An 11,638-nucleotide genomic window follows, 5' to 3' on the forward strand; every position below is an offset into this window, starting at 1 on the left:
GATTTTCATAAGTATCACTTTTTTAAGAAGTAAATAAATGAATGGAAAGTCTACAATAACAATCCAAGATGGCAAAGTAGGAATGATCGGTTACGGTATGTTATCCTCTTTGGAGAGTATTGAGGAAATTTTGGGGAGAAAATACCAGGATACTATTTATTGCATACATCTTAAAGGCCTGCAGCGCGCTTGGAATTTTGTTGCCCCCAATAACGACCCGAATTTTCCTGCAGAATATATAAAATATGAATCCCTTTGTCTTAAAAATAACGGCGCCATACCTTACGAAAATTCTATTTTTCTGAATATTATTGAAAATAAGGATATACGATTAAACTGTATATTGTATTTTGTAACCCATGAGGAATTGGTATTGTTCGATGAATTTGAATTTGGGTATAAAAGAATGGATGTAACCGATCGCGTGGAAGAATACCATTTTGAAAACGGTAAAGTCTATGCTTACAAGGCACTTCCGGCATATGAATATGACGTCATTTATGACGAGGACAAGAGCATTATAGAAAAAAGTTATTTAGATTTAGTTTTGGCATTCTATGATAACATGGGAAATGAACACAGACTGGAATTTGAACAATCCACAATCCCCCATGATCCCAGGTTGGTAGCACCTGTAATACATAATAAGGCAGGGGAGTAATCCAATACGGTTTGGCTACATCAATCTTTCCTCAAATCTCCCGTATTTCTTTTTAAAAAATCAACAAACAAAAAGTGTCCTGACATAATCAAAAGAAGCATAAATAAATACTCATTAAAAAAATTATCCTTGGAAGGAAAGCTAGGGACATACAACTTAAAGGCCAATAGATAATTTACCACGCATAGTATCATAAAGGACAAGCTATATCGCCAGTTCCTAAGGCAACCCAAATAAAGACCGGGCTTCATTAAAAGTGCCAATTCCTTTCCCAACAATTGCCCGGCCAAAGGCCATAAAAAAATGAGTGGCAAGGCAAATAATCTGGTTTCCCTGGCCAAGGTAGCTACCATTACAATGGGTGTATTAATAGCCACTGCCAGTAGAAACGCCCGGACGTATTTTTTTTCCAATGCAGAAAATATCCAGGACTTTTTGCCCATATAAAGAAAATATAGGCTAGGACCCAAGACCAGGAAAAATGACACTACGGATTCTACGGCACTGGCATAAGTGCCAAAATTCTGAAAATAACAGCTCAGCCTATTCGTGGCCACCTCCGACGTTTCGTTCCAAATACCGCTGGCCCAAATAAATATCCCCAAATAAATAACGTACAAGGGAAGTGGCAGAAAGAGTAGGAATAATTTTTTCTTGACCAATGATGTTGTCTTATTGATGGTTTTGAAACTGAGGCCCGAAAAAATAATGACCAACCCGGGCAGTAGAAAAACAGTGCTTTCCCTAGCTATAGTGGCCATTAAAAATAAGGGGACATAGTTCCTCCACTTTTCTTGGATCAAAGCAAGAATACCGAGCATAATCAAACAATATTGTAAAGGCTCATCATAACTAAATACAGGGGGGAAAAAAGCGAATAGAATGGAAAATGTCAGAAAATAAGCCACTTGGTTAAATAGGGCCTGACCCCTTGTTGCCCGAAGCCTTAATGAAATTTTATAGATCAATAATCCACTTATAAACAGCAACAACAGATTTACCAGTACAAAGGACTCCCCTAGCGTAATTCCAAAAATGCCTGAGGACCCCTCAATTAACAAAGATGTTAATGGGCGTCTCGCAAAGGGTGCAAATTCCTGATGGTATCTAATTTGGGAGGCCAAAAAAACATGGGACAGTTTAGTGTTGTTTTCATTCAACATACTATCCGATATAGGCAGCATATGAATGCCGTATATCAACATAACAAACAGAAAACTAACAATATACTGTAAATAGCCTTTCATAACATCCTTACCAATGATAGGCCTAAAAGTAAACAAAACATTAGTTGGTTGTTATGTAGCAAAATATTTATTCCCTTCAGAAAAAGCAGTAGTTTCCTAGGGCGGTTAAATTTTACTTTGTATACCCTATTTTAGTAGCCCCAAGTCTTGTTCTTTTTATCATAGAACAGTGCTAAGGGTAGGAAAATTGGTGTACAAGGATTCTACCTAAAGCAGTATATCGTCTAAGCCAGAGACTCGAAAGCCAACCATGCCATTAATCCCCCTCCTATTTCCAAAGCCGATTCGTCTATGTTAAAAGTGGGGGTATGTAAGCCCGATGTAATTCCCTTTTCCATATTGCCAACACCCAACAAATAAAAACAAGCCGGGTTTTGTTGTGAATAATAGGCAAAATCCTCCGCGGCCATCCAAAGATCCAAGTCAACCACATTATCAGATCCAAGATATGCTATTGCCCCTTTTTTCATTGCATTCGTCAATTCAGGGTTATTCTTTAAATGCGGATATCCTCTTGGTATATTTATTGTGCATTCCGCACCCATACCTTCTACAATGGATGTTACCATCTTGCTAAGCTTTTCTATAGCCTCTGTCCTCCATGCCTCATTATAGGTCCTAAAAGTACCCTCAATAACCACCCTGTCCGGGATAACATTATTAGCCCCATCCCCTATAATGCGTCCAAAGGACAATACACTTGGTGTCTTGGGCGATGCCATTCTACTCACCACTTGCTGGGCCGCCACAATTACATGCGATGCAATAAGAATAGGGTCTATACATTCTTCCGGCACTGCGGCATGCCCCCCTTTTCCTATGATGGAGATATAAATCTCATCCATACTGGCCATAAACAGACCAGATCTAAAACCCACCTTGCCTACAGCAAGTTTTGGCATTACATGTTGTCCCAAATGAGGTATTGACCCCAAATCCTTATATGAATTCTCTTTCATTACCAAAGTGGCCCCACCCGGCATAATTTCCTCCCCAGGTTGAAACAACAACTTTACCGTTCCCGAAAACTCTTTCCTGAGCTCCCATAGAATTTTGGCGGTCAACAAGAGAGAGGTCATATGAACATCATGGCCACAGGCGTGCATGACCCCTTTATTTTGGGAGGCATATTCCACCACATTTTCCTCTTGAATGGGAAGGGCATCCATATCCGCCCTTAAAAGGATGGTCTTGCCAGAGTCTTCTCCTTTTATAGTAGCTATTAAACCCGTTTTGGCAACAACTTCTATTTCCGTAATCCCAATATCCATAAGTTGTTGTCTTACATAGGCACAGGTATGGTGTTCTTTAAAGGAAAGCTCTGGGTGTTGGTGCAAATGTCTTCTAACCCTAATAAATTGAGGAGAATGTGCTTGTGCCAATTGTTTTATCTTGTTCTTGGTATTCATATAGTTTCTGTTAAACCACAATATTACAAATTATATCCTTGTACCCTTTCAGGGACAAAAGACGGAAGGGTTCCATTTTCAGGGGAAGGCGCTTTTTAATCTGCCATAATAAAGTTTAAAAAACCTGGACTGTTCCATTGCTGGTATGCCCCTGGAGTGTCCTCTACCATAAATACATCCAAGTCTGTAGTTTCCCGGACCACTTTCCCACCTTCCCCAATTCCCAAAACACTTAGGGCCGAGGCATAGGCATCTGCCATGGTCCCATTGGGAGCTATAACCGTAACTTGGATGTTATTGCTCAAGGCCATGCCATTTTTTGGGTCGATTATATGTGAATATCGCTTCCCATCTATAATGGAATACTGATATAAATCCCCCGATGTGGCTACGGCCTGATTTTTAAGCCTTACTTTTTGAAATACCTCTTCCCCATTTTCATTGAAATAACTAAACCCTAAAATCCAAAACTCCTTATTGGGCGGAGCCCCGCTAACAGTAACGTCCCCACCCATATCTACCAATGCCGACTTTATACCGTTTCTTTTCAATACCTCTATGGCTTCATCCGCAGCAAACCCCTTTCCTATACCCCCAACATCCAATTGCATTCCCTCTTGCCTTAACCTTACCGTATTTACATTTGGGAATTCCAAATGGCTATGACCGGTCCTCTGCTGTGCGGATCTTATTTCGGCCATTGAAGGAACTTGCCTATTTTTCCTGGATTTTTTCCATAGTTCAATGAGCGGCCCCAGGGTAATATCAAAAGCACCGGAGGTCCTTTTGGCATAGTCTCCTGAAATATTCATGAGGCGAAATAAATCCGCACTCACGACCACATTCCTATTTGGCTTTTTACTGAGCTGATTAATTTCGCTTTGCGGAAGATAATTACTTAATATACTGTTCAGCACATCTATCCTCTTGAATACCAATTGCGCTATGGAATCTGCCCTAGCCTTATCATTTTCATAAAAGACAAGACCTATTTGGGTGCCCATTTGTTGATGGGAGTATTCATATCTGGTTTGGGCGAAGGATGTAGCACAAAATGCATAAAACAAAACAATAATTGGAATACGGTACATCATACAGATTCTGTGCAATTTTTAATCTAATGACGAATTTACTGTATACTGTCCACAATAGTGTCCTTCTCTATAAAATCTGTTTTAAGTTCCGGATCAATACCATGGTCTATATACAGATTAGGAACAGCTTCCATTAGCTGGGAAAGTCCGGAATCGGACAGTTGTGTCTCCCAAACATAAAGACTGTTCAGATTCTTTAGATCCTTCAAAACGGCCACACTTTCATCGCCAATACCGGTTTCATAGGCCTTGAGGACCCTAAGATGTACAAGTCCCGATAATTTAGCAAATTCGGCATCCTTAATGGGGGTGCGGTCCACTTCCAACCATTCCAAATTTTTGCACATTGCCACAAATTCCATTTCCTTTTCTCCGATGGGGATTCCGCTCAAATCCAACTCCACAATATTATTGGCAATCCGTTTTAAATCCGTAATATTCTTCGGATCATATTCCGGCGGCAGGTAAACGGATATGCCCAGCGCCTGAGAATTGCTGGCAACCCTTTTTATGGTAACATAATCCGAAGCTAAATTTTGCAAAGTGCTGTCCGCTACTTTGGGAAGTTTTGACCATGAATTCTTTGTTCCGGAATCCATCATTTTTTTGACCATCCCTGCCAAGGGTTCGTTACTGTCCAAATGGCTTAACTTTAAGGTGTCCGAGGCACCCATGGCAATCCAGCGTTCCAGTATCTGTATTTCATTTTCTGACAAAGGTTTCTTGCCATCCGGAGGCATATGTTCCTCGTCTTCCACAGGCAAATGCAGGCGTCTTATCAGTTCACTTTTCCCCGGATCGCCCAAAACCAAGGCCGGTCCACTTTCACCTCCTTGGACAAGTTCGCTTATATCGGTCATCAACAGCTCCCCTTTTTTCTTGTTCGGATTATGGCAGCCTATGCAATTATTGTCCAATATGCGGTATACTATATGTTCATAAATCAGGGGGTCTTCGGGAATCTTTTCCAATTTCTTACTTTTTGGCAAAGCCAAAAAATCCTCCCCATGGGTAATCATCCCGCCATAATGACCAGTGAACCCTACCAAAATAATCAATACCACCTGGATTCCTTTCACCAGATAGGTCTGTTGCAAATGATTGGTGCTCACCCAATACCAGAGAACTGCCAAAATAGCCACGCCGGCCCCCATCCATTGGTGCCATAAAAGAAGACTGCCTTTTGGTACGGCCTCGTTTCCCAAAAAGAAACCTGTTATGGCAGTAACCAAGGCAGAGATGGTAGCAACGGTAAGCAAGAGCTTGGGCACCATTCTATTGAAAAGTCCAAGCGCGGCAGACATCAACAAAAGCACTATGGGAAAGTGCAAAATTAACGGATGCCAACGCCCCAACCAGGCCACTAGACCGGGAAGATCAATAAAGGATTCGAATATTAAACAAAAAATAAGAAATACAGTAAGACCGAAAATAACATAATCGACCCAGGGAGAACTATTTTTTTGAGCCATATACTATGTTAAGATATCGTTTACAACATTGCCCGCCACATCCGTGAGTCTAAAGCGACGGCCCTGATATTTATAAATTAGTTGTTCGTGGTCCAATCCCAGGTTATTCATAATGGTAGCGTGGAAATCATTGATATGAACCGGGTTTTTTACAATATTATAGCCAAACTCATCCGTTTCTCCATAGGTAATGCCCGGCTTTATGCCGCCACCGGCCATCCATATACTAAAAGCCCTCGGGTGATGGTCCCTACCGTAATTTTTTAGATCAAAGTTTCCTTGGCAATAATTGGTCCTTCCAAACTCCCCGCCCCATATAACCAAGGTATCCTCCAACATACCACGTTGTTTCAGATCCAGGATCAGGGCTGCAGAGGCCTGATCCACGTCCTTGGCCTGGCCTGCCATTTCATTGGGCAGATTGCCGTGCTGATCCCACCCCTGATGGTACAACTGAATAAAACGGACCCCATTCTCTGCAAGTCTACGGGCCTGCAGACAATTGGCGGCATAGGTGCCGGGAACCTGGGAATCTTCCCCATATAATTTTATTATGGATTCCGGCTCTTTTTTAATATCCATTACATCGGGTACGGACATCTGCATCCTATAGGCCATTTCATACTGTGCGATCCTTGATTCTATCTCATCGTCCCCGGTCTCAACATGATGTATTTTGTTCAAGGAGGATACATGGTCCAATAAATGCCTTTTATCGGAACGGGAAATTCCATCCGGGTCGTTCAAATATAAAACGGGATCTTTTCCGGACCGCAATAGTACCCCTTGGTGCTTGGAATCCAAGAATCCGCTGGACCAAAGCTTGGAATACAGCCCTTGGCTATTGCCCTTTCCCCTGGAGGTAAGCACCACAAAGGAGGGTAAGTTCTGATTCTCACTTCCCAGACCATAACTCATCCAGGATCCCATACTTGGGCGACCGGATTGCTGGCTCCCTGTTTGAAAAAAGGTAATTGCCGGATCGTGGTTTATGGCCTCGGTGTGCATACTTCTAACGATACAGATCTCATCGGAAATTTTGGCTATATGCGGAAAAAACTCGCTTACCCATGCTCCACTTTTACCATGTTGGGAAAATTTGGCCGCAGAAGGCATCAAGGGAAATTTATCCTGCCCAGCGGTCATTCCCGTAAGCCGTTGCCCGTTCCGTATCGATTCCGGCAGATCTTCGCCCATCCGCTTGGTAAGGGTAGGTTTATAATCAAAGGATTCCAACTGTGACGGGGCCCCGGATTGAAACAAATAGATTACCCGTTTCGCTTTAGGGGCAAAATGGGGAATTCCCAATGGTTGGCCCGCCAAGGGTTTGGGACCACCTTTAAAAAGGTCCGGGATCAACAAAGATCCCAAAGCCAATGAACCGATCCCCACACTTAATTGTGAAAAAAAGTGTCTTCGATTTACCTTGAGGGGGTTTTCAGAATTTGTTTTATCTTCTTCCATAATCGTTATTCTTTGGTAATTGTTTCATCAAGATTGTAGATTACCTGTGCCGTAAGCATCAGTGCGGCCGTTTTTGCCGGATCCGTATCCAACCTTTTATATTCTCCCTGGGCCACCAATTTTTGGGCATTCTCCTTTTCTTTCAAGAACTTTTCCAGCGCATCGGAATAATATTCATCCAGGACCTTTTTTTCCTCCTCCTTGGGATTCCTTACCAAGATACGCCGAAATACTGTGGTGACCCACATTTCCGCATCCTTGGTATCCGTAATGGTATTTTCAGCCAACACCCGGGCCGCCTCCAACATTTGAACATCGTTCTGTAGTGCCAAGGCCTGTAAAGGGGTATTGGTCTTTTGCCGCCTTACTTCACAGATATCCCTATTGGGCGCATCAAAAATGGACATGCTGGGCGGTGGCAGGGTCCTTTTCCATAGGGTATAAAGGGAACGCCTGTACAATTTATCCCCTTCATCGGCCACATAGGTGGTAAGTACCCCCCTATTGCCCCCAGCGTTGGTCTCCTCCCATAGCCCGGGGGGTTGATAGGGCTTTACGCTGGGGCCCCCAATCTCCCTGTTCAATAGGCCGCTGGTGGCCAGAACGTAGTCCCTTATGATTTCCCCGCTCATCCTGAACCTTGGGGCCCTGGATAGCCACTTGTTGTCGGGGTCCGCCTTTTTGGACTCTTCCGTAGCTATGGAGCTTTGCTGATAGGTAGCGGATAACATAATTTTTTTCAGCAGATATTTTATGTCCCAACCGTGTTCCATAAAATCTTTGGACAGCCAATCCAACAATTGGGGATGGCTGGGCAAGCTGCCCTGAACCCCGAAATCTTCAGAGGTTTCCACAAGTCCGTTCCCGAACACCATTGCCCAGACCCTGTTCACGAAGACCCTGGAGGTCAACGGATTGTTTTCATCGGTCACCCATTGGGCCAGTCCCAATCTGTTCTTTGGGAGCTTATCCGAGAAAGGAAGTATAATTTCTGGGGCATTAGGGGTTACCTCCTCCCCAGGGCTGGCATACTCCCCTCGGTTGAAAATGTAGGTTGTCCTTGGCATGGAATCGTTCATGACCATTACCTTAACATCTTCCCCTTCGGACTTGTTGATAAAGGACAAAACCCCATTGGACTCCTCATCGGTAATGGTCATAAAGGGGGCGTCCGCAAAATATTTCTGATTGGCAGCCTGTACGGCATCCATACGCAGCCCCATTTCGTTCACGTTGTTGAAAAAGGAATAGATCTCATAATAATCCCTTTGGGACAGCTGGTCGTATTTGTGGTCATGGCATTTGGCGCATTCCAGGGTAAGGCCCAATATACCCTTACCCAAAGTATTGGTACGGTCCACCACATAATAGGACTGGTATTCCTCCTGGATAACGCCGCCCTCCTGGGTTATGGGATGGTTTCTGTTGAACCCAGTGGCCAGTACCTGTTCCTTGGTGGCATTGGGCATCAGATCGCCCGCCAATTGCACGCTCAGAAACTCATCATAGGGCATATTATTATTGAAGGCATGGATCACCCAGTCGCGCCAGGGCCACATGCTCCTATAACTATCGTCCTGATAGCCATGGGAGTCCGCGTATCTGGCCACGTCCAGCCAGACCTGCGTCATACGCTCCCCATATGCGGGAGAGGCCAAAAACTCATCTATGGCCCGCTCCAATACATCCCCTGAAGAACCGGAAAGATAACTTTCCACCTGGCCCGCATTGGGAGGAAGGCCCGTTAGGTCCAGACTCATTCTCCTGATCAGGGTATGCTCTTCTGCCCTTGAGGAAGGCACTAGCCCGTTCTCCTCCAACTTTTCCAAAATAAAGGCATCGATCTCATTTTGTGCCCAATCGGTACGTTCGGTTTTTGGAATATCCGCTTTCTTTGGGGGAATAAAAGCCCAATGCTTTTCAAACTTGGCCCCCTGCTCGATCCATTTTTTCAGCAATTTCTTTTCGTAGGAATTAAGTGCCAATTGCGAATCTGGTGGGGGCATCAGCTGTTTCGAATCATCGGTTACCACATGTTGGTACATTAGGCTGTTACCGGGTTTGCCCGCCACAATGGGGTATTTCCCGGGATTCTCCGGCAGTTCGGAAAATGCGTTGGATTCCAGATCCAATCGCAGGCCGGCCTTACGTTTATTGGCATCCGGCCCATGACAGGTATAACAATTATCCGAGAGTATTGGCTTTATATGAAAATTATAATCTACTACCTCAGGCAATTTCTGGTCGGCATAACTGTCCTTGGAGGATTTGAAAAATCCCGACTTAATTGCGAACAGTAGGACCACCAGACCCAATAAAATTAATATTATACTAAGCTTTTGTCTCATTTGGGAACTTTATTTTCATTTGTTTAAATTGAAAATGGAAGGATTACACATCCCATTATTTCTAGCTAAGATGACATCTCTCCTTAATTTACATATACTACATTATTTATACTAAAATAACAACATATTTTCATTAAATCCGTAAAATATCCAGAATTAACTTTACTATTTTCCATAATATTCAAGAATGTTCCAATTAATATTCCTGATTTAACATTATTTTCTATTTCCTATTGTTTAGAGAAGGGTCATCCGGCCCAATAATATACCCACTTTTTAGACCCTTAGGGAATTTTAACGATATAAGGGCCAATCCATCATTAAAATTTCTTTACCGGTACAGCATATAAATTAATCTATACACTAAAACTATATTAAGGTAAAGCAATTGTTCGCAATCAAACCTCTTATTTTTATGCCTCTAGCCTATGGCTTATGGCAAAAACATTTTTAGAAGCTAAAGCGGAGTTTTAAGTCCAACCGAGACCAATAATCCATTGGCCAATTTTAACCCCATTATACCGCAATTACATTCCCAGTATTACTTCAGGACGATTTTCTATGTCCCTAAAACTTGCAACTTCATCTACTGTAATGGTCGTACCCCAAACATATACCCGTTTCAAACCCTTCATTTTTAGAAAGTTTTCAAAACTGGACGCCGTAATTTTAGTTTGATATAAATTGAGTCCGGTTATACTCTGGATTCCCGTTAACTCGGCAATACCTACATCAGTAATCGGATTTTTTTCAATTTCCAATTTTTGAAGGTTTACAAACTGGCCGATGGTTTTTAAATGCTCGTCCTGCACCATATTATCCCTTAACGACAACCACAATATATTCAACTTTAATGGAAGTAACTTCTCCAACTTTCCTTCAAGTTCACCGCTATCCTTGGAAGTAATCGACTCCGGAGGCAACACTACTTCGTACAATCCAGATCCGAATATCAATTCCCGGATCTTGAAACCTGCATCCTCAATATCCCTCAAAATTTCTGCACTAACCGGTTTCACCTTAGGCAGGGGAATTCCACTTTTACCGGTAACATCTTCCAGACCCAACATATTGGAGGCAATACTGGTTATATCCTCCGGGGTTTCCAAATCGGCCAGTTTCACCTTGAAATCTGCGTTGGCCTTTTCTATCCAAAACGACAAAATCTGTTTCTCCCCATCGGTAAGGGGAGTCTTGCCTTCGGGCGGCATAAAATCCTCATGGTGGGGATCCAACATGACCCGTCTGACCATCTCGGACTTGGCGACATTTCCCGCAATAAAGGCCTCCCCGTTTTTACCTCCTTTTTTAAAGGCAACGGAATCTTGAAAGGAGAGTCCGCCCTTTTTCTTACTGGAGTTATGGCAACTAGTGCACTTGGCCTCCAAGATAGGGTTAACCAAATAAGCGTAGACCTCGGCTTCCTCCAGTTTGACAATAGGGGGCAGCACTACCTTTTCCGATCTTCCAAATGGGGCATATTTGAACAAATAGTCGCTTCCATGGGTTAAATTACCCCCATAATGGCCTGTAATACCTACCAACAGGACCACCAAGGACAAGCCGGCCATATTGGATTTTAAACCCTTCAATTTTGGTATATTCAACTTGCCCGAATGTATTGCCGAGGCAATAAATGCCACTATGGTGGTTGCTGCTCCAAACCAAAAATGTGTATCCAGCATGGTCTGTTCATAGTCGCCTCCCAAAGAAAGCATATATCCCAGGACACTGGCCACCAATGCACTTATTGCCCCACCGAACAAGGCCAAACCTATGACCATGGTCAAGGCGGGATTCCTATGCCAGCGCCCATAGATTTCCAAAAGAAAGGCAAAAATCAAAAAACCAATGGGCAAGTGCACGACCAGTGGGTGAAATCGACCCAGAAACAAAATAAAATCGGGTACGTTACTTTCCATTACCAAGCTTTTGAACTACTT

The 11,638-nt window shown here is 43.2% G+C and carries 8 protein-coding genes; 1 reads left to right on the plus strand and 7 read right to left on the minus strand.

Annotation, left to right across the window (positions count from 1 at the left end; genetic code table 11):
* Positions 1 to 37 precede the first annotated feature (37 nt).
* A complete protein-coding gene (locus D0S24_RS08725; protein ID WP_117019500.1) occupies positions 38 to 661 on the plus strand; it encodes a hypothetical protein in 624 nt (207 codons plus the stop codon).
* A gap of 20 nt (positions 662 to 681) precedes the next feature.
* Here D0S24_RS08725 and D0S24_RS08730 read toward each other — a convergent pair whose 3' ends face one another.
* The 7 genes from D0S24_RS08730 to D0S24_RS08760 form a co-directional block, all read right to left on the minus strand.
* Positions 682 to 1,908 (minus strand): hypothetical protein, encoded by a 1,227-nt coding sequence (locus D0S24_RS08730; protein ID WP_147321444.1) that lies wholly within the window; start codon positions 1,906 to 1,908, stop codon positions 682 to 684.
* Positions 1,909 to 2,132: 224 nt separating this feature from the next.
* The gene (locus D0S24_RS08735; protein ID WP_117019502.1) at positions 2,133 to 3,317 is read right to left on the minus strand and encodes a M20 family metallopeptidase; all 1,185 of its coding nucleotides are present in this window, start codon (positions 3,315 to 3,317) and stop codon (positions 2,133 to 2,135) included.
* Positions 3,318 to 3,412: 95 nt separating this feature from the next.
* Positions 3,413 to 4,411 carry an FAD:protein FMN transferase gene (locus tag D0S24_RS08740; protein ID WP_117019503.1) on the minus strand — a complete coding sequence of 333 codons (999 nt, stop codon included), beginning with the start codon at positions 4,409 to 4,411 and terminating at the stop codon, positions 3,413 to 3,415.
* Between the two features lie 35 nt (positions 4,412 to 4,446).
* The gene (locus tag D0S24_RS08745; RefSeq protein ID WP_117019504.1) at positions 4,447 to 5,883 is read right to left on the minus strand and encodes a c-type cytochrome domain-containing protein; all 1,437 of its coding nucleotides are present in this window, start codon (positions 5,881 to 5,883) and stop codon (positions 4,447 to 4,449) included.
* Positions 5,884 to 5,886: 3 nt separating this feature from the next.
* Entirely contained in the window at positions 5,887 to 7,347 is a 1,461-nt protein-coding gene (locus tag D0S24_RS08750) for a DUF1501 domain-containing protein (RefSeq protein WP_117019505.1), read from the minus strand.
* Between the two features lie 5 nt (positions 7,348 to 7,352).
* Positions 7,353 to 9,695 carry a PSD1 and planctomycete cytochrome C domain-containing protein gene (locus tag D0S24_RS08755; protein WP_117019506.1) on the minus strand — a complete coding sequence of 781 codons (2,343 nt, stop codon included), beginning with the start codon at positions 9,693 to 9,695 and terminating at the stop codon, positions 7,353 to 7,355.
* Between the two features lie 527 nt (positions 9,696 to 10,222).
* Entirely contained in the window at positions 10,223 to 11,617 is a 1,395-nt protein-coding gene (locus D0S24_RS08760; protein WP_117019507.1) for a DUF2231 domain-containing protein, read from the minus strand.
* Positions 11,618 to 11,638 lie beyond the last annotated feature (21 nt).

It is taken from the genome of Arenibacter sp. P308M17 (assembly GCF_003426735.1).
GTDB lineage: Bacteria > Bacteroidota > Bacteroidia > Flavobacteriales > Flavobacteriaceae > Arenibacter.

What these genes read in the sequence shown, in the direction of transcription:
- D0S24_RS08725 (WP_117019500.1), top strand. Translation starts at nt 38, where the DNA reads ATGAATGGAAAGTCTACAATAACAATCCAAGATGGCAAAGTAGGAATG.
- D0S24_RS08730 (WP_147321444.1), bottom strand. Translation starts at nt 1,908, where the DNA reads ATGAAAGGCTATTTACAGTATATTGTTAGTTTTCTGTTTGTTATGTTG.
- D0S24_RS08735 (WP_117019502.1), bottom strand. Translation starts at nt 3,317, where the DNA reads ATGAATACCAAGAACAAGATAAAACAATTGGCACAAGCACATTCTCCT.
- D0S24_RS08740 (WP_117019503.1), bottom strand. Translation starts at nt 4,411, where the DNA reads ATGATGTACCGTATTCCAATTATTGTTTTGTTTTATGCATTTTGTGCT.
- D0S24_RS08745 (WP_117019504.1), bottom strand. Translation starts at nt 5,883, where the DNA reads ATGGCTCAAAAAAATAGTTCTCCCTGGGTCGATTATGTTATTTTCGGT.
- D0S24_RS08750 (WP_117019505.1), bottom strand. Translation starts at nt 7,347, where the DNA reads ATGGAAGAAGATAAAACAAATTCTGAAAACCCCCTCAAGGTAAATCGA.
- D0S24_RS08755 (WP_117019506.1), bottom strand. Translation starts at nt 9,695, where the DNA reads ATGAGACAAAAGCTTAGTATAATATTAATTTTATTGGGTCTGGTGGTC.
- D0S24_RS08760 (WP_117019507.1), bottom strand. Translation starts at nt 11,617, where the DNA reads ATGGAAAGTAACGTACCCGATTTTATTTTGTTTCTGGGTCGATTTCAC.